General features: G+C 58.7%; 24 protein-coding genes. 8 read left to right on the forward strand and 16 right to left on the reverse strand.

What is annotated here, in order from left to right; all coding sequences use genetic code 11:
• Positions 1 to 291: 291 nt before the first annotated feature.
• The 3 genes from JFU11_RS22460 to JFU11_RS22470 all read left to right on the forward strand — a co-directional run bounded on the left by JFU11_RS22460 (position 292) and on the right by JFU11_RS22470 (position 4,228).
• Complete coding sequence (locus tag JFU11_RS22460; RefSeq protein ID WP_201062122.1) at positions 292 to 1,632, forward strand: MFS transporter; 1,341 nt, start codon at positions 292 to 294, stop codon at positions 1,630 to 1,632.
• 3 nt (positions 1,633 to 1,635) lie between these two features.
• Positions 1,636 to 2,847: a benzoate/H(+) symporter BenE family transporter gene (locus JFU11_RS22465; protein WP_201062123.1), complete on the forward strand. Its 1,212-nt coding sequence runs from the start codon at positions 1,636 to 1,638 to the stop codon at positions 2,845 to 2,847.
• 112 nt (positions 2,848 to 2,959) lie between these two features.
• The gene (locus tag JFU11_RS22470; RefSeq protein ID WP_201062124.1) at positions 2,960 to 4,228 is read left to right on the forward strand and encodes an OprD family porin; all 1,269 of its coding nucleotides are present in this window, start codon (positions 2,960 to 2,962) and stop codon (positions 4,226 to 4,228) included.
• Between the two features lie 9 nt (positions 4,229 to 4,237).
• Here the strand turns inward: JFU11_RS22470 and JFU11_RS22475 are convergent, their stop codons facing one another.
• On the reverse strand, positions 4,238 to 4,480 hold the full coding sequence (locus JFU11_RS22475; RefSeq protein WP_123721419.1) for a DUF2790 domain-containing protein: 243 nt from the start codon (positions 4,478 to 4,480) through the stop codon (positions 4,238 to 4,240).
• A gap of 121 nt (positions 4,481 to 4,601) precedes the next feature.
• Between JFU11_RS22475 and JFU11_RS22480 the strand changes: the two genes are divergently transcribed.
• Entirely contained in the window at positions 4,602 to 5,534 is a 933-nt protein-coding gene (locus JFU11_RS22480; RefSeq protein WP_201121369.1) for a LysR family transcriptional regulator, read from the forward strand.
• A gap of 8 nt (positions 5,535 to 5,542) precedes the next feature.
• Here JFU11_RS22480 and dctM read toward each other — a convergent pair whose 3' ends face one another.
• The 4 genes from dctM to JFU11_RS22500 all read right to left on the reverse strand — a co-directional run bounded on the left by dctM (position 5,543) and on the right by JFU11_RS22500 (position 10,081).
• Positions 5,543 to 6,826, reverse strand: coding sequence for a C4-dicarboxylate TRAP transporter large permease protein DctM (gene dctM, locus JFU11_RS22485; protein ID WP_123721421.1), 1,284 nt, complete (start codon positions 6,824 to 6,826; stop codon positions 5,543 to 5,545).
• Positions 6,823 to 7,455 carry a TRAP transporter small permease gene (locus JFU11_RS22490; RefSeq protein WP_123721422.1) on the reverse strand — a complete coding sequence of 211 codons (633 nt, stop codon included), beginning with the start codon at positions 7,453 to 7,455 and terminating at the stop codon, positions 6,823 to 6,825. The genes dctM and JFU11_RS22490 overlap by 4 nt, the downstream gene beginning before the upstream one ends.
• 72 nt (positions 7,456 to 7,527) lie before the next feature.
• On the reverse strand, positions 7,528 to 8,523 hold the full coding sequence (gene dctP / locus JFU11_RS22495) for a C4-dicarboxylate TRAP substrate-binding protein DctP (RefSeq protein ID WP_123721423.1): 996 nt from the start codon (positions 8,521 to 8,523) through the stop codon (positions 7,528 to 7,530).
• A 103-nt stretch (positions 8,524 to 8,626) separates the two neighbouring features.
• The gene (locus tag JFU11_RS22500; protein ID WP_201062139.1) at positions 8,627 to 10,081 is read right to left on the reverse strand and encodes a TrkH family potassium uptake protein; all 1,455 of its coding nucleotides are present in this window, start codon (positions 10,079 to 10,081) and stop codon (positions 8,627 to 8,629) included.
• A 247-nt stretch (positions 10,082 to 10,328) separates the two neighbouring features.
• On the opposite strand from JFU11_RS22500, the gene JFU11_RS22505 reads away from it, so the two are divergent.
• Both JFU11_RS22505 and JFU11_RS22510 read left to right on the forward strand, forming a co-directional pair.
• Entirely contained in the window at positions 10,329 to 11,018 is a 690-nt protein-coding gene (locus JFU11_RS22505) for an energy-coupling factor ABC transporter permease (protein ID WP_201062126.1), read from the forward strand.
• Between the two features lie 63 nt (positions 11,019 to 11,081).
• Positions 11,082 to 11,297, forward strand: coding sequence for a hypothetical protein (locus JFU11_RS22510; protein ID WP_007938959.1), 216 nt, complete (start codon positions 11,082 to 11,084; stop codon positions 11,295 to 11,297).
• Between the two features lie 9 nt (positions 11,298 to 11,306).
• Here JFU11_RS22510 and yacG read toward each other — a convergent pair whose 3' ends face one another.
• Genes yacG through pilB form a run of 5 tightly spaced genes read right to left on the reverse strand, consistent with a single transcriptional unit; the run spans position 11,307 to position 15,918 of the window.
• Positions 11,307 to 11,507 (reverse strand): DNA gyrase inhibitor YacG, encoded by a 201-nt coding sequence (gene yacG / locus JFU11_RS22515; RefSeq protein WP_077750267.1) that lies wholly within the window; start codon positions 11,505 to 11,507, stop codon positions 11,307 to 11,309.
• Positions 11,504 to 12,127 (reverse strand): dephospho-CoA kinase, encoded by a 624-nt coding sequence (gene coaE, locus JFU11_RS22520; RefSeq protein WP_052967650.1) that lies wholly within the window; start codon positions 12,125 to 12,127, stop codon positions 11,504 to 11,506. The genes yacG and coaE overlap by 4 nt, the downstream gene beginning before the upstream one ends.
• Complete coding sequence (locus JFU11_RS22525) at positions 12,124 to 12,996, reverse strand: A24 family peptidase (protein WP_123357381.1); 873 nt, start codon at positions 12,994 to 12,996, stop codon at positions 12,124 to 12,126. Before JFU11_RS22525 ends, coaE begins: the two co-directional genes overlap by 4 nt.
• A 1-nt stretch (position 12,997) precedes the next feature.
• The gene (locus tag JFU11_RS22530; protein WP_201062127.1) at positions 12,998 to 14,215 is read right to left on the reverse strand and encodes a type II secretion system F family protein; all 1,218 of its coding nucleotides are present in this window, start codon (positions 14,213 to 14,215) and stop codon (positions 12,998 to 13,000) included.
• A gap of 2 nt (positions 14,216 to 14,217) precedes the next feature.
• Complete coding sequence (pilB, locus tag JFU11_RS22535; RefSeq protein WP_201062128.1) at positions 14,218 to 15,918, reverse strand: type IV-A pilus assembly ATPase PilB; 1,701 nt, start codon at positions 15,916 to 15,918, stop codon at positions 14,218 to 14,220.
• 226 nt (positions 15,919 to 16,144) lie between these two features.
• On the opposite strand from pilB, the gene JFU11_RS22540 reads away from it, so the two are divergent.
• Entirely contained in the window at positions 16,145 to 16,564 is a 420-nt protein-coding gene (locus JFU11_RS22540; RefSeq protein WP_052967659.1) for a pilin, read from the forward strand.
• A gap of 315 nt (positions 16,565 to 16,879) precedes the next feature.
• Complete coding sequence (locus JFU11_RS22545; protein WP_123721427.1) at positions 16,880 to 17,236, forward strand: BON domain-containing protein; 357 nt, start codon at positions 16,880 to 16,882, stop codon at positions 17,234 to 17,236.
• Positions 17,237 to 17,443: 207 nt separating this feature from the next.
• On the opposite strand, the gene JFU11_RS22550 is transcribed toward JFU11_RS22545, so the two are convergent.
• From JFU11_RS22550 to panD, 6 genes are all read right to left on the reverse strand, one after another.
• On the reverse strand, positions 17,444 to 17,740 hold the full coding sequence (locus tag JFU11_RS22550) for a DUF2845 domain-containing protein (protein ID WP_201062129.1): 297 nt from the start codon (positions 17,738 to 17,740) through the stop codon (positions 17,444 to 17,446).
• Complete coding sequence (locus tag JFU11_RS22555; RefSeq protein ID WP_201121365.1) at positions 17,740 to 20,730, reverse strand: DUF748 domain-containing protein; 2,991 nt, start codon at positions 20,728 to 20,730, stop codon at positions 17,740 to 17,742. The genes JFU11_RS22550 and JFU11_RS22555 overlap by 1 nt, the downstream gene beginning before the upstream one ends.
• A gap of 61 nt (positions 20,731 to 20,791) precedes the next feature.
• Complete coding sequence (locus JFU11_RS22560; protein WP_201062131.1) at positions 20,792 to 21,808, reverse strand: class I SAM-dependent methyltransferase; 1,017 nt, start codon at positions 21,806 to 21,808, stop codon at positions 20,792 to 20,794.
• Between the two features lie 208 nt (positions 21,809 to 22,016).
• On the reverse strand, positions 22,017 to 23,954 hold the full coding sequence (acs, locus tag JFU11_RS22565; RefSeq protein ID WP_201062132.1) for an acetate--CoA ligase: 1,938 nt from the start codon (positions 23,952 to 23,954) through the stop codon (positions 22,017 to 22,019).
• Between the two features lie 230 nt (positions 23,955 to 24,184).
• Entirely contained in the window at positions 24,185 to 25,849 is a 1,665-nt protein-coding gene (gene pgi / locus JFU11_RS22570) for a glucose-6-phosphate isomerase (protein WP_123721432.1), read from the reverse strand.
• A 229-nt stretch (positions 25,850 to 26,078) separates the two neighbouring features.
• The gene (panD, locus tag JFU11_RS22575) at positions 26,079 to 26,459 is read right to left on the reverse strand and encodes an aspartate 1-decarboxylase (RefSeq protein ID WP_008153310.1); all 381 of its coding nucleotides are present in this window, start codon (positions 26,457 to 26,459) and stop codon (positions 26,079 to 26,081) included.
• Positions 26,460 to 26,560: the final 101 nt, after the last annotated feature.

Here is a 26,560-nt window from a genome sequence, read left to right on the forward strand (position 1 = left end):
AGATCGCGCATTGCTTCGAGCAAACCTGGCGTCAGTCGTGGACGGCCCTCTGCTCTTGACGTTCAACTCCATTACCACCGCGTGAGTCTAGTCCATGAATCAATCCTCTACAGGGTTGCTACAGGCTCTTGGAGCGCGCCTCACCCCACGCCCGGTTCAGGGCGTTGCACAAAATGGATAGCGATCTGCGCAAAGCGGCTATTGCCCCGTGCCCGGCGTCTCTACCCTCGGCTGTACGGACGTTAGCCGCGTTACCGACTCTTAAAAAAACAACAACAAGAGATAGATGCCATGCGCAAGATCAACGTACATGAGGTTATCGACAACGCTCGATTCAACCGCTTTCACTGGATGGTGCTGTTCTGGTGCGCCCTGATCATCATCTTCGACGGATACGATTTGGTGATCTACGGCGTGGTGTTGCCGATGCTGATGAAAGAGTGGGGGCTCAGTCCCCTGCAAGCCGGCGCGCTGGGAAGTTATGCCCTGTTCGGGATGATGTTCGGCGCACTGTTTTTCGGCCCGCTGTCGGACAAGATCGGCCGCAAAAAAGCCATCACGATCTGCGTGATGCTGTTCAGCGGTTTTACCGTGCTCAATGGTTTTGCCCGTAACCCCACCGAGTTTGGTCTCTGCCGGTTCGTTGCCGGGCTGGGCATTGGCGGGGTGATGCCCAACGTCGTGGCGTTGATGAACGAGTACGCGCCGAAGAAAATCCGCAGCACGCTGGTGGCGATCATGTTCAGTGGCTACTCGGTGGGCGGCATGCTCTCGGCGGGGCTCGGCATCGTGCTGATCCCGAGTTTCGGCTGGCAGTCAGTGTTTTACGTGGCGGTGCTGCCGTTGCTGCTGTTGCCGTTGATCATGTATTTCCTGCCCGAGTCGGTGGGTTTCATGCTGCGTCAGGGGCGCAATGAAGAGGCGCGCAACGTTCTGGAGCGGGTTGACCCGGCTTACGTTGCACTCGCCAGCGATCAGTTGCACATGAGCGAAGTGAAGGGCACCGGCACCCCGGTGTTGCAACTTTTCCGCGAGGGCCGTGCGCTGCGCACGCTGATGCTCTGGCTGGCATTTTTCTGCTGCTTGCTGATGGTCTACGCCTTGAGTTCCTGGCTGCCGAAACTGATGGCCAACGCCGGTTACAGCCTGGGCTCGAGTCTGTCGTTCCTGCTGGTGCTCAATTTCGGCGCCATTTTCGGCGCGGTCGGCGGTGGCGTGCTGGGGGACAAGCTCAACCTGCCGCGTGTGCTGGCGGTGTTCTTCGTCGTGGCTGCGGTATCGATCACCTTGCTGGGCTTCAACAGTCCGATGCCGGTGTTGTACCTGCTGATTGCCCTTGCCGGCGCCACCACCATAGGCTCGCAGATTCTGTTGTACGCCTGCGCCGCGCAGTTCTACTCCATGACCATTCGCTCCACCGGTTTGGGTTGGGCGTCGGGCATCGGGCGCAACGGCGCGATCGTTGGTCCACTGCTGGGCGGTGCCTTGCTCGGGATCAGCTTGCCGCTGCAACTGAACTTCATGGCGTTTGCCTTGCCCGGTGCGCTGGCCGCCCTCGCCATGACCGTGTTCGCCATCAGCAGCCGGCGTAGCGCTGGTGTCAGCCGAGCGCTGTCACCGACCGGTGCTTGAGTCATGAAAGCTCTATTCCAGGACTTTTCCCTGTCAGCCGCCGTCGCCGGATTTATCGCCACAGTGATTTCCTACGCCGGCCCCTTGGTGATCATCTTTCAGGCCGCCGAGACCGCGCAGCTCTCGCGGGAAGTGCTGTCATCCTGGGTCTGGGCAATCTCCATCGGCAGCGCCGTGCTCGGCATCGGTTTGAGCTTGCGTTATCGCGTCCCGGTAATCATCGCGTGGTCGGCGCCGGGCTCGGCGTTGCTGGTGGCACTGTTGCCGGGAATCTCCATGCCGGAGGCGGTGGGCGCTTATCTGGTCAGCAGCCTGATTATTTTCCTGGTCGGCGTGTCGGGGGTGTTTGACCGGATCATCGGCAAACTGCCCGCGGCGATTGCGGCGGCGATGTTGGCAGGGATTCTGTTCAGCTTCGGCACGGGGTTGTTCGTCTCGTTGCAAGGCAAGCCGCTGCTGGTGCTGGCGATGTTTGCCACGTACCTGATGTGCAAGCGGGTGATGCCACGTTATGCGGTGTTGATGGTGCTGCTGGTGGGCTGTTCGATTGCGTTTCTCTCCGGTGATTTGCACCGCGAAGCACTGGTGATCGGCTTGGCCACGCCAGTATGGATCACCCCCGCGTTCAGCCTGAGCGCGATCCTGAATGTCGCTTTGCCGCTGGTGATGGTGGCGCTGACCGGCCAGTTTGTTCCCGGCATGGCGGTGCTGCGTGCCAGCGGCTACCCAACGCCGGCCGGCCCGATCATCGCCAGCAGCGCGTTGGGCACTGCGCTGTTGGCACCGTTCGGTTGTCACGGGTTGAATCTGGCGGCGATTACCGCGGCCATTTGTACCGGTCGCGAGGCCCATGAAAACCCGCGCAAACGCTATGTGGCCGGGGTCGTGGGCGGGCTGTGTTACCTGCTGCTGGGGATCTTCGGTGCCACGCTGGTTTCGTTGTTTTCGGCGTTCCCCAAGGAACTGATCGCAGCCCTGGCCGGGCTGGCGCTGTTCGCGGCGATAGCCGGGGCGTTGGCCGGCGCAATGGCCGTGCCGAGTGATCGCGAAGCCGCGCTGGTGACCTTTCTCACCACCGCCTCGGGCATGTCGCTGTTTGGTTTGTCCGCCGCTTTTTGGGGGCTGATTTTCGGCATGGTCACGCACGTGCTGTTGAGTGCCCGGCGTCCCGCACCGGCGACTCAAGCCACCCCTGCGCAGGAGGTGGTGCGCTGACCGAGTAAGTAATCGCAACCCCGATCCTTATCCGTTTTCACCATCCCCCGCGGCGAATCCGCCACGGGTGGAGCACTTCAACCTGTCGATCAATAACAATAAGAGAACAGCGATGAAACAGATTCTTCCAGCAACCGGTTCAGTGTTGTCCCTGGCGGTCGTCTCGGGTTTTTCCAGTGGCGTGATGGCCGCGGAGGGCGGCTTCATCGAAGACACCACGGCCACCTTGCAAGCGCGCAATTATTACTTCAGCCGGGACTTTTCCGACATCGTCGGGGCCAATCAACAGTCGAAGGCCGAAGAGTGGGCGCAAGGCTTCATCCTCAACGTCAAATCCGGTTATACCCAAGGCCCGGTCGGTTTTGGTGTGGATGTCATCGGCCTGCTCGGGCTCAAACTCGACAGCAGCCCGGACCGGGTCAATACCGGTTTGCTGCCGGTGCACGATGATGGTCGCGCGGCAAATGATTACAGCCGTCTGGAAGGTGCGCTGAAGATGCGTTACTCCAAAACCGAGCTGAAAGTGGGTGAGTTGCAACCCAATCTGCCAGTGTTGGCCTTCAGCGATATCCGCCTGCTGCCGCCCAGCTATCAGGGAGCGAGCATCAGCTCCAATGAGATCGATGGCCTGACCTTGCAAGGCGGCCACTTGAATTCGACCAGCCTGCGCAACGAGGCCGGCGATGAAAAGATGCAAGCCATGCTTGGTCATGTTCCGCAGCGTCAGGTCAGCAGCGATGGTTTCAACTTTGCTGGCGCCGATTACGCCTTCAATGACAAACGCAGTTCGGTCAGTGCCTGGTTCGGGCAACTGGAAGATATCTACAACCAGCGTTTTCTCGGTTTCAAGGACAGCGAGCCGATGGGCGACTGGACCCTGGGCGCCAACCTTGGCTACTACGATTCGCGCGAAGACGGCAAAAAGTTGCTGGGCAATATCGACAACCAGGCGTTCTTCTCTTTGCTGTCGGCCAAGCGTGGCGGCCACACGTTTTATGTCGGCTATCAGGGCATGTTCGGCGACAGCGCCTTCCCGCGAGTCTTTGCCAACATCTCGCCACTGGGCAATGAAGTGCCGACCTACGAGTTCGCCTACACCGACGAACGTTCCTGGCAGGCGCGCTACGACTACGACTTCGCGGTCCTCGGCATGCCCGGCCTGACCAGCACCGTGCGCTACATCACCGGCAAGAACGTCGACACCGGCAAGGGCTTTGAAGGCAAAGACCGCGAGCGCGATCTGGATATCGGCTATGTGTTGCAGAGCGGCAGCCTCAAAGGCCTCGGCATCCGCGTGCGCAACGTCATGGCGCGCTCCAACTACCGCAGCGATATCGACGAAAACCGCCTGATCCTCAGTTACACCTGGAAGCTGTTATGAGCCCCGCGGTCACAGATCCGTGGTGCAGTCACCCATGACTTCGTACGTCACGCGATGGCTCTGGCCCTGATGATCGACATACTCCATGGTCGCAGGCACAACCCCGCAGGCGGTTGCGGTGTTCGTCACGGAAACCACCTTGGCGATGTCCAGCGGCTGCGCCGGATTGTACGAGGTGGCGGCTCGCTCGTTGCCGGCGGCCAGGGCCGAGGTGGCGGCGAGGGTCAGAAACAGGCTGATCAAGGTTTTCATTTTTCCGTACTCCGTGTTGATTCCGATGGCTCAATTCTAGTCTTTGCCCGCGACCGATAAAGGGTCCAACGCCTGATGCAGCCTTACATGAAACGTAACAGTCACCGCCCCTGGAGGGCTTATTGATCTGCTCAATAACTTGCGGGTGTTCGTCCGCGTAGTGGACAGCGCAAGTTTTACCGCCGCCGCCGATGCGTTGGACCTGTCGACCGCGCAAGTGTCGCGATTGGTGGCGGATCTGGAGGAGCATGTGCAAGCCCGCTTGCTGCAGCGCACCACACGCAGGTTGAGCCTGACCGAGGCCGGTGAACGGTTCTTGCTGCGCAGCCGGCAAATACTCGAAGAAATGGAGGAGGCAACGGCAGAGGCCCGCGGCGCCCATCTCAAACCCAGTGGACGGTTGCGGGTGCACAGCATGAATGGCCTGGGCGTGCTGATCACGCCGTTGATCGCCCGCTACAGCGAGCTTTACCCCGATGTGGTGTTCGAGCTGACCCTGTCGCAGCGTAATCCGGATCCGTTGGAGGACGGGCACGACGTGGTGATTTCAATTGCCCACGAACTGGCCGATTCGCAATTGGTCGCCCATGCCATCGGGCAGATTTACAGCGTGCCCTGCGCCTCCCCGGAGTACCTGCAGCGGCGTGGCGTGCCGGACACACCACTGGCGCTGAACGATCATCAATGCTTGCGCATGATCGACCCGTTATACAGCGATCAATGGGTGTTTCAGGACAAGCATGGCGAGCACGTCATCAGCCCGGCCAAGACCTTTCAATGCAACGTCGCCGAGTCGATGGTCAAGGCGTCAGAGGCCGGCATGGGCATCAGCCTGATTCCGTTCTATACCGCCACGCGACCCTTGAGCGACGGCACGTTACTGCGTCTGCTGCCAGCCTGGCGTCCCCGTCAACGCAATGTGTATGCGTTGTATCCGTCGCGGCGTTTTCTCGATGCCAAGGTCCGGACCTGGGTGGCCTTTCTCAAGGCCGAATTACCCAAGCTGTTCGCCGAACATGACGCGGTGATGAACGATCCGCGGCATTGGGCCTGAGGTCCCGGTTACGTCATCCCCAGCCAGTTAGGCAGGACCAGAGAAATCCACGGTACATAAGTAATCAATACCAGGAACAGCAGCAGGATAATCAGCCAAGGCATTGCTGCACGTATGGTGGCGGTCAGCGACATGCCAGTCACCGCCGAGGTGACGAACAGGTTCAGGCCTACGGGCGGCGTAATCAGTCCGATCTCCAGGTTCACCACCATGATGATCCCCAGGTGAATCGGGTCGATTCCCAACTTCATGGCGATCGGGAACATGATCGGCGCCAGGATCAGGATGATTGCCGAGGGTTCCATGAACGCCCCCGCCACCAATAACACGATGTTCACCACGAGCAGGAATGTCACCGGTGTGAGGCCCGCGCCGATGACCCAGGCGGTAATTTGTTGAGGTAATTGTTCGGTGGTCAGTACGTGGGCGAAGAGCATGGCATTGGCGATGATAAACATCAGCATGATGCTCAGCTTGGCGGATTCGAGCAGCACCTTCGGCGTTTCGCGGAACGACATGTCCTTGTAGACGAACAGCGCAACGAATGCCGCGTAGACCGCCGCCACGGCCGCCGCCTCGGTCGGGGTGAACATCCCGCTGTAGATGCCGCCCAGGATGATGACCATCAGCAACAGGCCCCAAATGGCTTTGCGTGCCGCACTCAACCATTCACGAAAGGTCGCCCGCGGCATGGCGGGCAGGTTTTTCCTGACGGCAACGACGTAGATGGCCACCATCAGCGCTGTACCCAGCAGCAGGCCGGGCACCACGCCGGCCATGAACAGCTTGCCGACCGAGGTTTCCGTCGCCGCGGCATACACCACCATCACGATGGAAGGGGGAATAAGAATGCCCAATGTGCCGGCGTTGCACACAATACCGGCACCGAATGCCTGTGGATAACCGGAGCGGACCATCCCCGCGATGGCGATGGATCCCACGGCGGCTACCGTCGCGGGGCTTGAGCCGGACAACGCCGCGAACAACATGCACGCCAGCACCGCCGCGATGGCCAGGCCGCCGCGAATATGCCCAACGCAAGCGTTGGCAAAGTCGATCAAGCGCCGCGCCACACCGCCTGTGGTCATGAAGGCACCGGCCAGCAAAAAGAACGGGATGGCCAGCAACGTGTAGTGCTCGGAGGTCTCGAACAGCTTGATGGCCAGTGAGCGCACGGAGTCAGGGCTGAAAAAGATGATCGTCAGCGAACCGGCCAGGCCAAGGGAAATGGCGATCGGTACGCCGATAAACATCAGCACGAACAGGGCAACAAAAAGGAAAAGAATAGTCATTTCTTGTCATCCTCATGCTCGGTCAGTTTCATCACCTCCGCGGCCTCGTCGGCCAGGCCCAGGCCCGTTTGACGGTTTTGTACAATGCGCACCAGGATCTCGGCAAAGCGGATGAACACCAAGGCAAAACCCACCGGCACAATCAGCCCGATGTGCCATTGCATGATGCCGTAATGACCGAGGTCTTCGGCACCGATGCCGGCGATGAACAGCGTCTGAATCCATTCGAAACTGGCGACGCTGAGCAGGCCCGCATAGACCAGACTGCAGAGGCAGGCAATGATGCCAATGATTCGCTGAACCGGTTTGGTGGCCAGTTTCACCAAGGCATCGACACCAATGTGCCCGGCCGTGCGCACGCCATAGGACAAGCCGAAAAAGATCAACCAGGCGAACAAGGCCTTGGTCAGCGATATGCTCCATGTCATGGCCTGGGCCATTCCCATGACGCTGTCGCCAATGGCGAACAAGGGTTCACTGGCGCTCTGCCACTGCTCGGCGAGGCTGTAGAAAACGCTATAGAGGTTGTTAAGGATGACGTAAACGAACGTTACCAGCGTCATTGCCGCCAGCAGGAAGACGATAAAACCTTCTTCGAAGTGATCCCAGATACGCCGTAAGGCATTCATGAGTGGCATCTCCCGATCGAGTGACGGCCTATGAAACAGGGGCCACCCTTTCGGGTGGCGCCCGCCGGCAGATTACTGAGCCTGGTTGGCAGCTTCGGCGGCCTTGATCAGGTCGGCACCGATATCACCTTCGAACTTCTTCCAGACCGGTTTCATTGCTTCGCGCCACTCGCCACGCTGCTCTGGGGTCAGCGTGATGATTTCAGTGGTTTTGGCGTTGATGATGTTCTGTTTGGCATCCTGGTTCAGTTTCTCAGCATCTTTGTTCACCTGAGCGGTGACCTCGACGATGATCTTGTCCAGTTCGGTTTTTATATCCGGTGGCAGGCCAGTCCAGAACTTGGTGTTGGTGATCAACATGTAATCGAGCAAGCCATGGTCGGATTCAGTGATGAACTTCTGCACTTCGTGCATTTTCTGGCTGTAGATGTTCGAGTAAGGGTTTTCCGCGCCATTGACGACGCCGGTCTGCAAGCCCTGATACACCTCGGCGAAGCTCATTTTGCGAGGGTTGGCGCGCACCGCCTTGAATTGCTCTTCGAGCACGGCCGAAGCCTGCACACGGAACTTCAAACCCCGGGCATCGCCCGGTTTACGCAGCGCCTTGTTCGCGGACAACTGCTTCATGCCGTTATGCCAATAGGCCAGACCGGTGATGTTCTTGCTTTCCATGGACTTGAGAAGCCCCTGGCCATCAGGGCTTCGCTGGAAGCGGTCGACTGCCGAGATGTCGTTGAACAGGAACGGCAGATCGAACAATTGCAGCTTGGGTGTGTATTGCTCGAACTTGGCCAGCGACGGCGCAATCATCTGCACATCGCCCGACAGCAGCGCCTCCATTTCCTTGCCGTCACCGAACAGCGAAGAGTTTGGATAAACCTCTACCTTGACCTTGCCGGACAGGCGTTCTTCGACGAGTTTCTTGAACAGCAGGGCGCCTTGGCCTTTAGGCGTTTGTTCGGCAACCACGTGAGAAAACTTGATAACGACTGGATCAGCCGCCAGCGCCAGGCTCGACGCGCCCAGCGCGAGTGCGCAGACGACTGCGTTGCACAATGATTTGAGCATCTAGATGTTCCTCTTGTTTTAGTTCTCGTGCCGTTCATGTCTGAACGCATTTGCACGGTGGACAAGAGGAGTCTAGGCAATAAATCACCATTGGTCGTTGGGACTAGTATTTCCAGAAAACCGGGATGAACAGCACCAAAACAGTGAGGATTTCCAGCCTTCCCAACAGCATACCGACGGTCAGCAGCCATTTGGCGGCATCGGGCAGGGTCGAGAAGTTGCCTGCCGGGCCAATGATCGAACCAAGGCCAGGCCCCACGTTGCAGACGGCAGTGGCCGCGCCACTCAATGCCGTGGTCCAGTCCAGGCCGATGAGCGCCAAGCCCATGGCGATCGCCCCGATGGTGATGGTGAAAAAGAATGAAAACGTCAGGAGCGAGCGGGCGATATCCTCGTCGATAGGGTGATTGTTGTATTTTTTCCGGATGATGGCTCGCGGATGAATCAGTTGTTTCAGGCTGCCCATGAGCAGTGCGCCAGCCACTTGAAAACGGAAGATTTTAAGACCTCCAGCGGTGGAGCCGGAGCAACCGCCGACAAAGGTCAGATAAAAGAACAGCAACACGGAGAAACTGCCCCATAACGTGTAATCCCCCAGCGCCACGCCGGTCGTCGTGACCACCGACGTCACGTTAACCGCCACGATCCGAAACGCTTCCCACCAGCTGTACTCGCTGTGCAAGCACAACCATGTACCGAACAGCAGCCAGGTGATGATCAAAAAGCCAATGAACCCGCGTACCTGATGATCGTTGAACAAGGCCCGTTTATTCCCGCGCAACATGCTCACATACAGCGTAAAAGGCAGGCTGCCCAAAATCATGACAACCACTGACACCCAATGAATGGCCGGTTGCGGCCAGTGCGCCAGAGAAGCATCGGAGGTGGAAAATCCTCCCGTGGAAATCAACGCCATGGCATGGTTGATGGCTTCGAACGGCGTCATCCCTGCTATCCACAGGCCCAGCGTGGAAAGAGCGGTAAGCCCGATATACAGCCCAAGAATATATTTGGCGGCTACGTGGGAGCGTGGTGTGACCTTCTCTGACCAGTCGGATGATTCGGTCTGAAACAGCCGCATGCCCCCGACCCGCAATAGCGGCAGGATGGCCACGGCCATGCCGATGAAACCGATCCCGCCCAGCCAATGCAGCATTGAACGCCAGATCAGCAATCCGGGAGAGGCGGTGTCCAGACCGGTCAGGATGGTCGATCCGGTGGTGGTGATGCCGGACATCGTTTCAAAAAACGCGTCGGTGTAGCTGATGTGCTGGATCAGGACCATGGGCAATGCGGCGAACATGCAGACGACTACCCAACTGGCAGTGGTCAGCATGTACATATCGCGGGGGCGCAACTGAGCGTCCTCAGGACGTCCCTTGTTGATCAACAGCAGCCCGGACACCGCCGTGATCAGACTCGACCACAGAAAGGCCGACATATCATCGTTGCGTTCATAGATCACCAGCGTGAGCATTGGTATCGCCATGCTCACTGCCAGTGTGATCAAAAAAATACCCAGGATGAAGCCGATAAGCCGCAGTACCGCAATGGACATAAATAACGCCTGTCTTGTTAGCGCCGCGCAGTATCGACCGGCTTGTCGTTTTGTCTCGTAAAGTTTGTGTAACTTTTTTCCTTTGCCCCTGATTTTCTGTACGCCAGGGTAAAAGAGCGACACGGGCGGTCAGAATCGCCGGTATAGACTGAGAGCTATCACGACAGGAGAGACGCGTGAAATATAGAACAGTGTTGCTGCTCAGTCTTTTGCTTTTATGGGCTCAGGCGCCGAAGAAGGCACGCCCATGATTGGCGCCGAACTGTTGTCATCGCAAAGCCTCACAGTTGGCTGGCTGATTTACGTGCCGGTAGTGATCTGGGCTGTCTGTCGAACGCCTTGGGTTGAATTGTTCAGCGATAGCCGCCGTCAGCATCTGTTGTTCGGCACGGTGTTCGCACTGTTCATGCTCTGGCTGGTGCGACGGGACTTCGACACTGGCGTGTCCTATCACTTCATCGGCATGACGGCAGTGACGTTACTGCTGGATTGGCCGTTGGCAATTGTCGGCGGGTTGGTCGCGCAAACGGGATTGGTGCTGCTCGGACGGCAGGACATGGCGGCCATGGGGGTCAACGGCGCGTTGCTGATTCTGCTGCCGGTGCTGGTCACCGAGTGCTGCGCAATCCTGGTCGAGCGCGCGCAGCCGCGTAATCCCTTTGTGTACATCTTCTGTTCCGGCTTTTTTGCCGCCGCGTTGTCGGCCCTGTTGTGCCTGATTCTGGCGCTCACATTGCTGTGGTACGACGAACGTTTCGCCATGCCCTATTGGCTGGAAGATTTTGTCGGTTATCTATGGCTGCTGATTTTTCCGGAAGCGTTTATCAACGGCATGGTGGTCAGCGCATTGGTGGTGTTCTGCCCCGAATGGCTGGAGACGTTCAATCGCACCCGCTACCTTTCGGCGCCCTGGAAAGACGACGATCCCAAATCTTGATCCACATCAAATCCAAAAAACGTTACCGAATCCATGCTCTGGAAAACCTTCAGGAGCAATGGTATGAGTGTGTATGAGTGGGCGAGGCAGGAGTTGCGTCAGAGTCTGGATGTGGCGCAGGAGGTGGGTTTCGATCCGGGGTTGAGCCTGCGCGCCTTGCTCAGTGCGGTGGTGCAGCAGAGCAAGGCGGTACGCAATATCGAAGACCTGGCCGATGAGTTGCGGTTTCTCGCCGAGAACCTCGACGAGGGTCAGGACTATGGCTTTATGCGGCCCTGAGGGGCGGGATCAGTGACGCGGGTCGAAGTCTTCGCTGAACATTTCGTCTTCGGCATCCGGGCTCACCGGAATCTTGTGTTCTTCCGACGCCCAGGCGCCCAGGTCGATCAGTTTGCAACGGTCTGAACAGAATGGCCGGAACTTGTTTTCGGGGCTCCATTCAACAGGGGCGCCACAGGTTGGGCAATCGACGGTTGGGGTTTGGCTCATGACTGGCCTCCACGCAAAGTAAGGTAAAAGTGATGCAGGCGTTCGACCTCGCTGTGCAGCCAGGCGAGGTCGCGGTCGTTGACCACCACATCGTCGGCATGGCTCACGCGGTCCTGTCGGCTGGACTGGGCCTTGAGGATCGCCTGGACCTGCTGTTCGCTGGTCTGGTCACGCTGCAGGGTGCGTTCGATCTGTAACTGTTCCGGGGCATCGATCACCAAAACCCGTTGGGTCATGGCGTATTGCCCGGACTCGATCAGCAGCGGCGAAACCAGAATCGCGTAAGGCGATTGTGCCTTGGCCAGATGGTGGGCGATCTCTTCGGCGATCAGCGGATGCAGCAGCGCTTCGAGCCAGCGGCGTTCATCCGGCACTTCGAAGATCAGCTTGCGCAGCGCCGCCCGATCCAGTTGGCCATCGGCTTGCAGCACGCCGGGGCCAAAGTGCTCGGCAATCTTCGCCAGTGCCGGGCGACCGGGTTCGACCACCCAGCGAGCCGCATGATCGGCGTCCACCACGTGCACGCCCAGATCGATGAAGTGCTGGGCGGCCGCGCTTTTGCCGCTGCCGATGCCGCCGGTCAGGCCGAGAATCCAGGGTTTTTCCACAGGGGTATTCATTTCAAACCGACAAACTGCCAATAGAAGCCGGTTATTTGACCACCCCAGAGCAAGGCAATCCAGCCGGCAATGGCCAGATAGGGGCCAAAGGGCAGCGGAGTCGAGGTTTTTGCGTCCCGCAGGCGCAGCAAAATCACCCCGATGATGGCGCCCAGCAGCGATGACAGCAGGATGGTCAGCGGCAGGATCTGCCAACCGCCCCAGGCGCCGAGCATCGCCAAGAGCTTGAAGTCGCCGTAGCCGATGCCGTCCTTGCCGGTGATCAGCTTGAACAGCCAGAACACCGTCCACAGCGCCATATAGCCGGCCACCGCGCCCCAGAGCGCGTCATGCAGTGACACGAAGAGCCCGAAACTGTTGACGATCAACCCCAGCCATATCAACGGCAGCACCAGCACATCCGGCAACAGCTGGTGTTCGGCGTCGATCAGGCTCATCGCCAACAGGCCCCAGCTCAGGACCAGCACCATGCAGGCCTGCCAACCGAAACCGAAATGCCAGGCGACGAACGCCGACAGCACGCCGCAGGCCAGTTCGGTCAGCGGGTAACGTTTGCTGATCGGCGTCGCGCAGTTCGAGCATCGCCCACGTAAAAACAGATAACTGAGTACGGGAATGTTTTCCCACGCTCGAATCCGATGGCCGCAGTCGGGGCACTCGGAGTGAGGCAGTATCAGGTTGTAAGCCGGGCCGGGGGCTTCGGGTGGCAAATCCAGGACGTCATGGGCCTGCAGGCGCCATTCACGCTCAAGCATTTTCGGCAGGCGCCAGACCACCACGTTGAGAAAACTGCCGATCAGCAAACCGATCACCAATGCCGTGATCGTGAAGGCCAGCGGGTTGAGACTCAGAAATTCGTTCAAGGACATATCAGATCGCTGAGCCAAGTTGGAAGATGGGCAGGTACATCGCAACCACCAGGCCGCCGACGATAACCCCCAGCACCACCATGATGAAAGGCTCCATCAGACTGGTCAGGTTATCGACCATGTTATCCACCTCGTCTTCATAGAAGCTTGCGACCTTGTCGAGCATATCGTCCAGTGCGCCGGACTCTTCGCCGATGGCCGTCATCTGGATCGCCATGTTCGGAAAGATGCCGGAGGTGCGCATGGCAAAATTCAGCTGCATGCCGGTTGAAACATCCTGCTTGATGCGTAACACCGCTCGCTTGAACACGATGTTGCCGGTCGCGCCCGCCACTGAATCCAGGGCTTCGACCAGTGGCACCCCGGCGGCAAACGTGGTCGACAAGGTGCGGGCGTAACGGGCCACGGCAGACTTGTACATGAGCGCGCCCACCAACGGCAGTTTCAGCAGCCAGGTGTCCATCCGGTCCCGAAAGCCCGGGGACTTTTTAAAGGCATGGCGGACGCCGAAGATCAGCGCACCCAACATGCCGAGCACCATCCACCACCAGGCCTGCAGGAACTCCGACAAGCCGATGACCATCACGGTGAACGCCGGCAGTTCGGCGCCAAACCCCGAGAACACCGACTCGAACTGTGGCACAACCTTGACCAGCAGAATCCCGGTCACAATGATCGCGACGAACACCACCGCCAGCGGGTAAGTCATGGCTTTCTTGATCTTGGCCTTGAGGCTTTCGCTCTTTTCCTTGTAGGTCGCCACCCGTTCCAGCAGGGTATCCAGAGCCCCGGCCTGCTCGCCGGCATCCACCAGGTTGCAGTACAGCTCATCGAAATACTGGGGCTTTTTGCGCAGGGCTGCGGCGAAGCTGTTACCAGCCGCGACCTCCTGTTTCACCTCGTCCACCAGCTTGCGCATCTTCGGGTTATCGAAGCCCTCACCGATAATGTCGAACGATTGCAGCAGCGGCACGCCGGCTTTCATCATGGTCGCCATCTGCCGGGTAAACAGGGCAATGTCCAAGGCCTTGATGCGTTTTCCGGCACTGAAAATGGACGCGGTTTTTTTCCGCACCTTGCCCGGGTTGATGCCTTGCTTGCGTAACTGAGCCTTGATCAGCGCGGGATTCTGACCGGTCAATTCGCCGGTCATTCTTGTGCCTTTTTTGTCTGTGCCTTCCCAGGCATATATGCTGATTTTCGCTGCTTTGACCGCCATGTTCAGTCCTTCGTGACCCGATTGATTTCTTCAAGGCTGGTGATGCCTTGCATGGCCTTGAGCAGGCCCGAAGTACGCAGGTCGTTGAAGCCGTCCTTACGCATCTGGATGTCGATTTCCAGTGAATTGCCTTCGGCCATGATCAGCCGTTGCAGGTCTGGGGTGTTCTTGACCACTTCATAAATCCCTACTCGCCCTTTGTAACCGTTGTTGCACTGATCGCAACCGACCGGTTCATAGATCGTGAACGAGCCGATGCGTTCCTCGGGAAAGCCTTCTTTGAGTAACGCCTCGCGGGGAATCTCGATGGGCTTTTTGCAATGACTGCACAGTTTACGCGCCAGGCGCTGGGCGATGATCAGGCTGACCGAGGTCGCGATGTTGAACCCCTGAATCCCCATGTTGTGCAAGCGGGTCAGGGTTTGCGCGGCGCTGTTGGTGTGCAGTGTGGAAAGCACCATGTGCCCGGTCTGGGCGGCCTTGATGGCGATTTCGGCGGTTTCGAGGTCGCGGATTTCGCCGACCATGATCACGTCCGGGTCCTGACGCAGAAACGAGCGCAGCGCTTGGGCAAAGTCCAGTCCTTGCCTCGGATTGACGTTGACCTGGTTGATGCCTTCGATGTTGATTTCTACCGGGTCTTCGGCGGTGGAAATATTGATGTCGACGGTGTTGAGGATGTTCAGCCCGGTATACAGCGACACGGTCTTGCCCGAGCCGGTGGGGCCGGTCACCAGGATCATTCCCTGTGGCTGCTTGAGAGCGGCCATGTACAAGTCTTTCTGGTCGGGTTCGTAGCCGAGGGCATCGATGCCCATTTGGGCACTGGACGGATCGAGGATCCGGATCACCACTTTCTCGCCCCACAGGGTTGGCAGCGTGTTGACCCGGAAGTCGATGGACTTGCTTTTGGACAGGCGCATTTTGATTCGCCCGTCCTGGGGTTTGCGCCGCTCGGAGATGTCGAGGCTGGCCATGACCTTCAGCCGCGAAGCAATGCGGTTGGCCAGTTGTGTCGGTGGCCTGGCGACCTCCCGCAGCATGCCGTCGGTGCGCATCCGCACGCGGTAGATTTTTTCATAGGGTTCGAAATGCAGGTCGGAAGAGCCGCTCTTGATCGCGTCGAGCAACATCTTGTGGACGAAGCGCACCACGGGCGCGTCATCGGTATCTTGCCCCGGGATGGAATCCTGGTGCTGGTCATCGACCGACTCTATGTCCAGCCCGTCGAGGTCGACATCGGCCATGTCTTCCAGACCGGTGGAGTGGTTGTCGAAGAATTTTTCGATGGCATCGCTGAGCTTGTCTTCCTCCACCAGAATGGCTTCGGTGCTCAGCCCGGTGCTGAACTGGATGTCGTTGATGGCTTGATGATTGGTCGGGTCGGAAATCCCCACGAACAGCTTGTTACCACGCCGCCAGAGGGGCAGGGCGTGGTGCTGACGGATCAGCTTCTCACTGACCAGCCCTCGGGGTTGGGTGTCCTTGTCCAGGCAATTGAGGTCCAGCAAGGCCATGCCGAAATGCTCCGAGGCCACCTCGGCGACCTGCCAGCTTTTCAGTAGTTTGTTCTGCACCAGGTAGGTGACCAGCGAGACTCGATTGCGTTGGGCTTGCTGATACGCCTGTTGCGCACTTTGGTCAGTGATCAGCTCGGCCAGTACCAATTGCTTGGCCAGACCGCTAAGGGCAATGTCATTCATTGGGATACCGGACGCAGACAGTTAATGACTTATAGCCTAGTCAAGCAGTGGAACCAAACCAGTCGGGGTGAGGTGACAAAAAGTGTCAGATAGTGCGGATCCTTGGAGTAGGAAAGGTCTTTGCCGCGATCTCGCGCCGAGCAGGCAGGGGCGTGCGCGGCTTGGCATGACCTGTGCTGTGCCTTGTTCAGATCATGAGATTTCGACTCATGCATGGAGCCTGTCTATGAAAAATCAAAAAGGTTTTACTCTGATCGAGCTGCTGATCGTGGTGGCGATCATCGGGATTCTGGCGACGTTTGCGTTGCCGCAGTATTCGAAGTACCAGGCGCGGGCGAAGGTCACCGCTGCTCTTGCAGAGATTTCGGCATTGAAGGTGCCTTTCGAAGACATTATCAACCAGGGCACTAACCCCACCCTCGCACTGATCGGCGGTACGGCGACCACCGGTAATTGCACGATTACGGCATCGGGTACCGCCGCTGACGGTGCGGGTACTATTGGCTGCGTTATTCTCAATGCTCCAGGGCCGGTGCTCAGCAAAACCATTACGCTTACACGCACCCTTACCGGTGGCTGGACTTGCGTTACCACGGCTGAACAGCAATACACACCTAAAGGCTGTACCGGTGCTGCTGACGCCTGAACCATTGTCATCCTGCCAATGCCTCGCGTTTAACGACACGGGGCATTTTTTTGCTCGTCATTTGGGGACCGATTCAATATCAAGAAAACCCCCGACAATTCATGGCCTTAGGCCTGCGCTAAAACCCGCATGTTGCATGTAGATAATTTCGCAGTCATGCAATTTGCATGATTTCGAAAATCGCCATTGTGTCTAACATATTGATTTAAAAGGTTTTATTTTTTATGTGGCGGTTGGCACAACGTTCGCACTATCTCCTGTAACCCTGCTGACAAGACACGCAGCAGACTTTCCAGAAATACAGGAGTTACTCGTATGAAGAAGTTCGCTATCGCTGCCGCTACTGCTACCGCGCTGACCCTGACCATGGCCAACGCTGCATTTGCACAGACTACCCAAGCGACTCAGGCACCTATGATGCTGGCCGCCGGTGAAGTCACTGAAGCGAAAGAGGATGTTTCCGATACCTGGATCACCACCAAAGTCAAAGCAGACCTGGTAACCGAGAAAGGCATCCCCGGCACCGACATCAAAGTCGAAACCAACAAAGGCGTTGTTTCCCTGTCTTCCATGACCGTTCTGACAGACGCTCAGAAAACAACCGCCGTGGCTATCGCCAAGAAAATCAAAGGCGTCAAAGATGTGTCCGCTGACGGCCTGAAATCCGAGTAAGACAAGGCTTCTCGCCTGGACTGGGAGAAGGTGCGGTAGGCGGGCCGAGTCATACGTCTGCCGCTACTTGAGAGTTCATGCGAAGGCCACAAGGATGTGGCCATTACAGGCCCCGGCATTCGTGTCGGGGCCTGTTCTATTTTGGGGGGAAAAGATCAAAAGATCGCAGCCTTTGGCAGCTCCTACAGGGCGATCTTTTGATCTTCTTCAATTCCCGCGCTTGCTGGTGATTCGAACCAACCGGTTGCCTTCAAAGCGCAGGTACTGGTACATCCCGCTGTTGGGCCCGTAGGTCCATTCCTCGACCTGAAACTCTTCCCGTCGATTGGCGCTGCGCTTATAGCCCAACACGTCGCGGGCAACGGGCTCTCCGCATTTCTGCAGCACTTCGCCGGACCTGTCCCCGACGCTGATCAATTGACTGCCGCAGCGCAAGGTATCGGCCGCCGCTGCCTGGCCGGCAACCAGCAACAGAGCCAGGCTCAGAAGCCAGTGTGCGCCCATCACTCGGCATCCAGATGCATGGGCGTGATAACGCGGCCATCGCTTTGTGCCTCACCGAGGCTGGAGTCGATGAAGTACACGCGATCATCGGCCAACTGACCCTTATCCACCAGATAATCCTTGATGCTGCTGGCCCGCTCTTGACCCAGTTGACGTAACAGCACCTCGCTGGAACTCCAGAACGTGATCACACTTTCACGCATTTTTTTGCTGCGCTCTTCCTTGCCCAAGTCCTTCCATTCGGCGGGCGGCTGAGTCTTGAGGCGTGTGCGGTAGATCCCTTCGAGCAGCGGGCCTTTCTCGCTGTCCGGCACTTCCAGCAATGAGGCTTGGGCCGGCACCTTGTCACCACGGCGCTGGAGCATTTTGTAGTAGTTGTACTGGTATTCCCGCTCCAGGCGTTGCTCGGCAATCAGCGGGCCATCGCTGGTCTTGGCGGCGGTGCCTTCGATTTCCAGGCGCAGGGCCGGACGTTCCTTGAGCGCCTGGGACAATTTGACCAGCGCCGCTTCAGCGTCTTTGCTCAGGTCGCTTGAACCCGGTGCAAATGCCACGGTGCCCAAGTCTTCCGAACCACCGCCGCTGACCAGACCGCCAATCATTTTGAATGGCGCTGCGGCCGCTTTCACGATCAGGTTGCGCAGGGTCTGCCAGATAATAGGCATGACACTGAACTGTGGGTTGTTCAGGTCGCCGCTCACCGGCAGCTCGATGGAAATCTTGCCGTCGACATCCTTGAGCAAGGCAATCGCCAGTTTCAGCGGCAGGCTCACGGCGTCTGGACTGTCGACCTTTTCACCCAGTTGCAACTGCTCGACCACCACTTTGTTTTCGGCCAGGAGCTGGCCGTTGGTGATCTTGTAATGCAGGTCGAGATTGAGCCGGCCCTTGCGGATACGGTAACCGGCGAACTTGCCGGAGTAGGGTGTCAGCGTGGTCAGCTCCACCCGTTTGAAACTGGTGGCGATGTCCAGGCTGGCCATTGGGTCGAACGGGTTGACCGAACCCTTGATGGTCACTGGTGCATAGCGGTCGACCTTGCCTTTGACGTCAACGCTGGCCGGTTTTGCCTGTCGGCTGTCGATGGTGCCGATCTTGCCGTTGAGCTGTTGAACGGCCGTGGCGAAGTTCGGGGTCAGGCTGAAGTCGGCGAAGTTTGCCGAGCCGTCATTGATGGCAATGCCGCCAATGTGGATGCCCAGCGGTTTTTCTTTTCCGGCTGCCGGCTTGGCCGCAGCGGTGGTTGTGGCGCCGGAGTCGGCCGGTTGCGGGATCAACAGGTCATCGACGTTGGTGGTGCGATCATCGTTGATCATGAAGCGTGCATAAGGCTGGAACAGGTTGACCTTGTCGATCGACAGGCTGTCGCCATGTTGATAATTCAGGCCTTCGAGCACCAACTGTTGCCACTTGAGGAAGTCACGGGTTTTCAGGGTGTCGAGGGTATGCAGTTGATCGACCTGGGCGCGGCCGGTGACGCTGAACGCCAGCGGCTCGGTGCTTTTCAGGTCGACCGCCAGATCACTGCCCAGCATGCCGCTGCGCAGTTCGAGACGAATGAACGGGTTGATGTAGGACTGGGCGACCCGCAGGTCGATGTCCTTGGTCTGCACGTTCAGTTTGGCGCTGATCGGGGCCAGATTGACCACGCCATCCGCGGTGATCTTGCCTTGCTTGCCCACGCCGGTGTCGAGCTTGAGGTTGAAAGGTGAGCCATTGAGGCTGTCGAAATTTTGCAGGTCCAGGTTCAGCGGACCCAACTCCAGCGCCACCTCCGGTTGAGCCTTGCGGTCGGCCAGGTGCACTTGATAATCACGTAGCTGCACGTCTTTGAGCAGCACCTGCCAAGGCTTGCTCGGCGCGGTCGGTTCCGGCTTCGGCGAGTCGGCTACTGCCGGCGCGCTGGCTGGCTCGGCATTGGCTTTGTTGGCCGCTTTGGACGGCTGACTGGCGAACAGTTTTTGCCAGTCGAGTTGCCCGTCGGCTTCGAGGGCGGCCCAGGTTTCCAGTTTCTGACTGCGAATCTTGCCGACCACCACTTGCTGTTTGGCCAGGTCTACGGTGGTTTCGCTGATGTCCAGCCGCGCGAGCTTCGCCAACGGTCGGCCGTCCGCAGTCTTGATGGCGAAAGGCGCGACGCTGACGGCAACGTTGCTCAGCAGCAGTTCGGTTTCCTTGGCCAGGTTGAGTTTGTAGTCGGTGCTGAGGCTGACCACGCCATCTTCGAGTGCGAGTGGCACAACATCGCGCACATAGGGCCAAAAGGATTTCATCTTGCCGTCGGTGATTTTCAGCTTACCTTCGGAGGCGATCGGGATCAGGCTGAAGTTGCCGGTCCAGTCGATCTGTCCACCTGCCGGGCCAACGGCCACCAGCGTCATGTCGGCGCTGTCTTCGGGCAGGGTGCTGAGGTTTTTCAGTTCGAAATCGAGTTTGTCGTAGAGAAATTCGATGGGTTCGCTGGGCCGTGCATCCTCGAAATGGACGGAGCCGCTGGCCAGTTTGATTCGCTCCACGCGCAGCGGGAATGGTTTGGCGTCCGGATCGGCCGGGGTCGGTTCGCTGGCGGGGATTTTGAACAGGCCGAGCAGGTTGAGTTTGCCGTCCTTGCCGAAAAGGATTTCGGTCTTGGGTTTGTCCAGTTCGATATCGGACAAGTGCAGCGCTTTGGTCCAGAGGCTGTCGATCTGCAGGTTGGCGTATAGACGTTCGAAGCCCACTTGTTCCTTACCCGGCTCGCCGATGACCAGGCCCCAAAGGGTGACTTCAAGACTGAACGGGTTGAGTTCGATCCGCGAAATCGTCGCGGGCGTCGTGGCGTAGTTGGCCAATTGTTGGTTGGCGACCCGCAACGCGATGCCCGGCAAAATCAGAAACCCCAGCAGGCTATAAAGAGCCAGGGCAGTCAACAAGGCGCCGATAGCGCGAATCAATCCTTTGGGCATGTGCGGCTTCATTTGTCGGAATCGGAGTGCCTTGGAGTATGGCATGCGTTTGCGGTTCCGAAGCAATCACGCTTTATAGGATTTGTCTGATTATCGGCGTGGACTTTCAGAGCTGCAGGATCAGTGTTTTCAGCGGCGGCTGTTGATCCATCGACGGGAAATCGCTGCCCGGCGTCAGCATGCTCCACTCACGCACCGGTCGCCCGGCCTTCTCTGCGCAGCGCAGAACCTGTTCGCGCCAATCGTCCATGCTGACCTTCGCCAGGTTGTTGCAGCAGATCAGCACGCCATTTTCCGCAGTGGTCAGCAGCGCCGGTTTGAGCAGGCTTTGGTAGTCGCGCAACAGGTCGACCGTGCCGAAGGCACTCTTGGCCCAGGCCGGAGGATCAAGCAGCACCAAATCGTACTGACGCGGGTCCAGACGTTGGTAGCTCGGCAGTTTCTGGCCGCGACGCTGGCTGATCGGCAGACCGGCCAATTGACGAATCGCCGGGAAATAATCGGACTGGATGAATTCCATCGTTGGCAATTGCGGGTTGAGCAGACCGTTCTCGCGGCCGACCGCCAAGTTGCCTTCGGCAAAGTCCAGGTTACACACCTCGCTCGCACCACCCGCCGCGGCGCTGAGGCCAACGCCACAGGTATAGGCAAACAGGTTCAGCACACTTTTGTTTTTGCTGTGCGCCTTGACCCAGCCGCGAGCGTTGCGCAGGTCGAGAAACAGCAACGGGTCCTGGCCGGCGTGACGCCCGCGAACCCGGTAGTTCAGTCCCCATTCGTGACCGATCAAATCTTGCAGGGCGGCTTCGTCGGCGCGGTAGACGGTGTCTTCGCGGTCGATGCGCGAGTTGCCACGGGAGCGGTCGTTGTAGACCAGCAGGGTGTCGAGGCCCAGCTGTTGATTGACGATCTCGTGCAACTGCAGCAGGGCGTCACGCTCCAGTGCCTGGTGAAAGCTCTGCACCAACAGTTGCGGGCCGTAGCGGTCGATGGTCAGGCCACCGGCGCCTTCCTGGCTGCCGTGGAACAGGCGATAGCAATCGGTGCCTTGCTGATGCAGCTCGGCGAGCAGGTCCTGACGATGATCGAGGGCGGCGCGCAGCGCCTGATTCAAGGGAGACATGCTGAGCGCCTTGCAGGAGGGAATTGGGGGCGCGGGAGTTTAACAGCTTGGCGCAGAACCGAGGTGCTGCCTTCGCGAGCAGGCTCGCTCCCACACTGAAATGATGAACGACACCAATCCATTGTGGGAGCGAGCCTGCTCGCGATGCTTTTAAGCCCTTTCGATTACCAGTGCTACGTCTTGGACTCCGCCAATGCACAACATGGGCTCATTGGTTCAGGCGTTGATCGATCAACCCTTGCACCACGCTTGGGTCGGCGAGGGTCGAGGTGTCGCCCAGGCTGTCCAGTTCGTTGCAGGCGATCTTGCGCAGGATTCGTCGCATGATCTTGCCTGAACGGGTTTTCGGCAGGGCCGGAGCCCATTGGATCAAGTCCGGTTTGGCGAAGCTGCCGATTTCCTTGCTGACATGCGCCAGCAATTGTTTCTTCAGTTCGTCGTTGGGTTCGGTGCCATTCATGGGCGTGACGAAGGCATAGATGCCCTGGCCTTTGACGTCGTGGGGGTAACCGACCACGGCGGCCTCGGCGATGCTGTCGTGCAGCACCAGCGCGCTTTCCACTTCGGCCGTGCCGATGCGGTGCCCGGAGACGTTGATCACGTCATCGATGCGCCCGGTGATCCAGTAGTCGCCATCCTCGTCACGGCGTGCACCATCGCCGGTGAAGTAATAGCCGGGGTAGGGCTTGAAGTAGGTTTCGATCATCCGTTTCGGGTCGCCGTAGACGCTGCGGATCTGCGCCGGCCAGCTGGACTTGATAGCCAGTATGCCGCTGCCAGCGCCTTTGATTTCCTTGCCGTGTTCGTCGAGCAATACCGGTTGCACGCCGAACATCGGTTGGGTGGCGCAACCGGGTTTGATCCGTTGGGTGCTGACCAGCGGGCTGAGCATGATGCCGCCGGTTTCGGTCTGCCACCAGGTATCGACAATCGGGCAGCGCTGCTCGCCGACCGTATTGAAATACCACTCCCAGGCTTCCGGGTTGATCGGCTCACCGACGGTGCCGAGTAACCGCAGGCTCTCGCGGGACGTTTCCTTCAACGGTTCGGGGCCTTCACGCATCAACGCGCGCAGGGCGGTCGGAGCGGTGTAGAAGATATTCACGTGGTGTTTGTCGATCACTTGCCAGAAGCGCGAAGTGCTGGGGTAGCTCGGCACGCCTTCGAAGATCAGCGTGGTCGCCCCATTGGCCAGCGGCCCGTAGACGATGTAGCTGTGGCCAGTGACCCAGCCAACATCAGCGGTGCACCAGAAGACCTCACCGTCACGATAGTCGAGCACGTACTTGAAGGTCATGGCGACTTGCAGCAAGTAGCCACCGGTGGTGTGCAATACCCCTTTGGGTTTACCGGTGCTGCCGGAGGTGTAGAGGATGAACAGCGGGTCTTCGGCGTCCATCGGTTCTGGCGGGCAGTCGTCGCTGACATCGCGCAAAGCCTGGTGGTACCAGATGTCCCGATCGTCGACCCAGTTAACCTTGCCTTGGGTACGTTCGATCACGATCACGGTGTTCACGTCGGGGCAGCTTTGCAGCGCCGTGTCGACGTTCTGTTTGAGCGGCACGAATTTACCGCCGCGCACGCCTTCGTCGGCAGTGATCACTGTGCGGCAATCGGCGTCGAGGATCCGGTCACGCAGCGAGTCCGGGGAGAAGCCGCCGAACACCACCGAATGAATCGCGCCGATCCGCGCGCAGGCGAGCATGGCGTAGGCGGCTTCGGGGATCATCGGCATGTAGATGCACACGCGGTCGCCTTTCTTCACGCCACGGCTTTTGAGCACGTTGGCCAGTCGGCAGACGTTGTGATGGAGTTTTTTGTAGGTGATCTGGGCGGATTCGGCGGGATCATCGCCTTCCCAGATGATCGCGATTTGATCGCCGCGTTTTTCCAGATGACGGTCGATGCAGTTGTAACTGACGTTTAACGTTGCGCCAGCGAACCAGTTCGCCTCACCGGTTTTCAGGTCGTAACGCTGGACGGTTTGCCACGGCGCGCTCCAGTCGAGAAAGCGTGTGGCCTGTTCGGCCCAGAAGGTGCTGGGATGCTCGATGGATTGGCGGTACAGGCGTTGGTAGTCGTCTTGACTTAACTGTGCAGCCCGGCGGACGGCATCGGCTTTGGGGAACGTGCTGATATCGAACATGACGGTTCCTTATTCTTGTTTTGCGACAAGAGGGGAGCTGCGCGACCCTCGTAGGAGCTGCTGAAGGCTGCGATCTTTTGATCTTGTTTTTAACAATCAAGATCAAAAGATCGCAGCCTTCGGCAGCTCCTACAGTGATAGCGCACGCCACCGATTTTGCAGTAAACCCGGTGCCGTGGAACTGTCGGTGCTGCAAGTTGAAGGGGCGGGTCAACCGCCCCTTCAGCCTATCACCCGCGGTGACGACCGCGGAAGTAGTTGATCAAGCCTTGGGTGGAGGCATCGTCGGCCGGGCTTTCTTCGCTGCCGACCAGGCGGTTGTAGACGCCTTTGCCCAGTTCCTTGCCCAGCTCCACACCCCACTGGTCGAAGGCGTTGATGCCCCAGACCACGCTTTGCACGAAGACTTTGTGTTCGTACAGCGCCACCAGTGCGCCAAGACGACGCGGGCTGATGCGTTCGACCACCAGGGTGTTGCTCGGACGGTTGCCCGGGATCACCTTGTGTGCCGCCAGCTTCTGCACTTCGTCCTCGCTCATGCCCTTGTCACGCAGCTCGGCTTCGGCCTCGGCGCGGGTCTTGCCCAGCATCAGCGCCTGGCTTTGCGACAGGCAGTTGGCGTACAGCCACTGGTGGTGGTCGGACACCGGGTTGAAGCTGACGATTGGCACGATAAAGTCAGCCGGAATCAGCTGGGTGCCTTGGTGCAGCAACTGGTGGTAAGCGTGCTGACCGTTGCAACCGACGCCGCCCCAGATCACCGGGCCGGTATCGGTGGACACTGGCGTGCCGTCCTGGCGCACGCTCTTGCCGTTGGATTCCATGTCCAGCTGTTGCAAGTGTTTGGTGATGTTGCGCAGGTAGTGGTCGTACGGCAGGATCGCGTGGCTTTGCGCGCCCCAGAAGTTGCCGTACCAGACGCCGAGCAACGCCAGCAGCACCGGCATGTTCTGTTCGAATGGCGCGCTCTGGAAGTGCTGGTCCATGGTGTAGGCACCGGACAGCAGCTCCTTGAAGTTCGACATGCCAATGGCCAATGCAATCGGCAAACCGATGGCCGACCACAGCGAGTAACGCCCGCCAACCCAGTCCCACATCGGGAAGATGTTTTCTTCGCGAATACCGAACGCTACCGCCGCAGCATTGTTGCTGGAAACGGCGATGAAGTGACGGTACAGCTCGGCTTCCGAACCACCTTGAGCCAGGTACCAGGCACGTGCGGCCTGGGCATTTTTCAGGGTTTCGAGGGTGTTGAAGGATTTCGACGAGACGATGAACAGCGTGGTCTCGGCGCGCAGCTTCATGGTCAGTTCGTGGAATTCACTGCCGTCGATGTTCGCCAGGTAATGGCAGCGCACGCCTTTCTGGGCGTAGGACAGCAGCGCTTCGGACACCAACTCAGGGCCGAGGAACGAGCCACCGATGCCGATGTTGACCACGTCAGTGATCGGCTTCTCGGTGTAACCGCGCCACAACCCATCGTGGATGCGGCCCACGAGGTCGGTGATCTGGTTCAGCACCTTGTGCACATCGGGCATCACGTTGACGCCGTTGACCGACAGCTTGTCGCCCACCGGGCGGCGCAGTGCGGTGTGCAGCGCGGGGCGGCCTTCGGAAGAGTTGACGATTTCGCCATCGAACAGCGCTTTGATCGCGCCCTGGAGATCGACTTCGTTGGCCAGGCCCACCAGCAGGTTGCGGGTCTCGGCGTTGATCAGGTTTTTCGAGTAGTCGAGAAACAGGCCGCAGCTGCTAAGGGTGAATTGAGTAAAGCGCTGCGGATCGGCATTAAAGGCTTCGCGCATGCTGAAATCCTGCATGGCTTGGCGGTGGTCATTCAGCGCTTGCCAGGCGGGCAGAGCGGTAACGTCGTGAGGAGTGCGGTAATACGCCATCGCTGCGGTTTTCCTTTTTACTTGAACGGCCTTTTGAACACTAAAATCCCGGAGCGCTGCGGTTGGGCGTCCGGTCAACTGCGTCGACACGATTTCATGGCGCAGGGCGAATACAGTAAACCTCGCGCTGCAATCTGTCTTGACTTTGTCTGACCTGCTCCCGGTACTTTTTTAACATTTAAACAGGGAGCGGCCGACAAACGGAAGGCTGACAGGGGGAGGGGCTCGATCAGGCGACCTGAACCGGAATGGCATTACTGGTGTGGCTCAACTCGTTACCCGGTGCCATGTAGAGCATGCGCGGCTTGAAGTTGAGCAGTTCGGCTTCGCTGTAATGGGCGTAAGCGCAGATGATCACGCGGTCGCCGACCTTGGCCTTGTGCGCCGCGGCACCGTTGACCGAAATCATGCGCGAACCTTCTTCGCCACGAATCGCGTAGGTGGTGAAGCGTTCGCCGTTGTCGATGTTATAGATCTGGATCTGTTCGTACTCACGGATGCCGGACAGGTCCAGCCATTCGCCGTCGATGGCGCAAGAGCCTTCGTAATCGAGTACAGCGTGGGTGACTTCGGCGCGATGCAGCTTGGCCTTGAGCATGATGGCGTGCATGAGTGTTTCCCCAGGTCGGAATCGAACGGCGGGCAGTTTGCCCGAAGACATGAAGGGCGGCAATACGATGTGGAATTTGACGCAGGACCAATGTGGGCGCG

Origin of the sequence: Pseudomonas sp. TH37, assembly GCF_016650735.1 — a bacterium.
GTDB classification, from domain to species: Bacteria; Pseudomonadota; Gammaproteobacteria; order Pseudomonadales; family Pseudomonadaceae; genus Aquipseudomonas; species Aquipseudomonas farris.

Bases quoted from the DNA above. Each gene is read 5' to 3' on its own strand.
- JFU11_RS22460 (WP_201062122.1), top strand. From the start codon at position 292: ATGCGCAAGATCAACGTACATGAGGTTATCGACAACGCTCGATTCAAC.
- JFU11_RS22465 (WP_201062123.1), top strand. From the start codon at position 1,636: ATGAAAGCTCTATTCCAGGACTTTTCCCTGTCAGCCGCCGTCGCCGGA.
- JFU11_RS22470 (WP_201062124.1), top strand. From the start codon at position 2,960: ATGAAACAGATTCTTCCAGCAACCGGTTCAGTGTTGTCCCTGGCGGTC.
- JFU11_RS22475 (WP_123721419.1), bottom strand. From the start codon at position 4,480: ATGAAAACCTTGATCAGCCTGTTTCTGACCCTCGCCGCCACCTCGGCC.
- dctM (WP_123721421.1), bottom strand. From the start codon at position 6,826: ATGACTATTCTTTTCCTTTTTGTTGCCCTGTTCGTGCTGATGTTTATC.
- JFU11_RS22490 (WP_123721422.1), bottom strand. From the start codon at position 7,455: ATGAATGCCTTACGGCGTATCTGGGATCACTTCGAAGAAGGTTTTATC.
- dctP (WP_123721423.1), bottom strand. From the start codon at position 8,523: ATGCTCAAATCATTGTGCAACGCAGTCGTCTGCGCACTCGCGCTGGGC.
- JFU11_RS22500 (WP_201062139.1), bottom strand. From the start codon at position 10,081: ATGTCCATTGCGGTACTGCGGCTTATCGGCTTCATCCTGGGTATTTTT.
- JFU11_RS22505 (WP_201062126.1), top strand. From the start codon at position 10,329: ATGATTGGCGCCGAACTGTTGTCATCGCAAAGCCTCACAGTTGGCTGG.
- JFU11_RS22510 (WP_007938959.1), top strand. From the start codon at position 11,082: ATGAGTGTGTATGAGTGGGCGAGGCAGGAGTTGCGTCAGAGTCTGGAT.
- yacG (WP_077750267.1), bottom strand. From the start codon at position 11,507: ATGAGCCAAACCCCAACCGTCGATTGCCCAACCTGTGGCGCCCCTGTT.
- coaE (WP_052967650.1), bottom strand. From the start codon at position 12,127: ATGAATACCCCTGTGGAAAAACCCTGGATTCTCGGCCTGACCGGCGGC.
- JFU11_RS22525 (WP_123357381.1), bottom strand. From the start codon at position 12,996: ATGTCCTTGAACGAATTTCTGAGTCTCAACCCGCTGGCCTTCACGATC.
- JFU11_RS22530 (WP_201062127.1), bottom strand. From the start codon at position 14,215: ATGGCGGTCAAAGCAGCGAAAATCAGCATATATGCCTGGGAAGGCACA.
- pilB (WP_201062128.1), bottom strand. From the start codon at position 15,918: ATGAATGACATTGCCCTTAGCGGTCTGGCCAAGCAATTGGTACTGGCC.
- JFU11_RS22540 (WP_052967659.1), top strand. From the start codon at position 16,145: ATGAAAAATCAAAAAGGTTTTACTCTGATCGAGCTGCTGATCGTGGTG.
- JFU11_RS22545 (WP_123721427.1), top strand. From the start codon at position 16,880: ATGAAGAAGTTCGCTATCGCTGCCGCTACTGCTACCGCGCTGACCCTG.
- JFU11_RS22550 (WP_201062129.1), bottom strand. From the start codon at position 17,740: ATGGGCGCACACTGGCTTCTGAGCCTGGCTCTGTTGCTGGTTGCCGGC.
- JFU11_RS22555 (WP_201121365.1), bottom strand. From the start codon at position 20,730: ATGCCATACTCCAAGGCACTCCGATTCCGACAAATGAAGCCGCACATG.
- JFU11_RS22560 (WP_201062131.1), bottom strand. From the start codon at position 21,808: ATGTCTCCCTTGAATCAGGCGCTGCGCGCCGCCCTCGATCATCGTCAG.
- acs (WP_201062132.1), bottom strand. From the start codon at position 23,954: ATGTTCGATATCAGCACGTTCCCCAAAGCCGATGCCGTCCGCCGGGCT.
- pgi (WP_123721432.1), bottom strand. From the start codon at position 25,849: ATGGCGTATTACCGCACTCCTCACGACGTTACCGCTCTGCCCGCCTGG.
- panD (WP_008153310.1), bottom strand. From the start codon at position 26,459: ATGCACGCCATCATGCTCAAGGCCAAGCTGCATCGCGCCGAAGTCACC.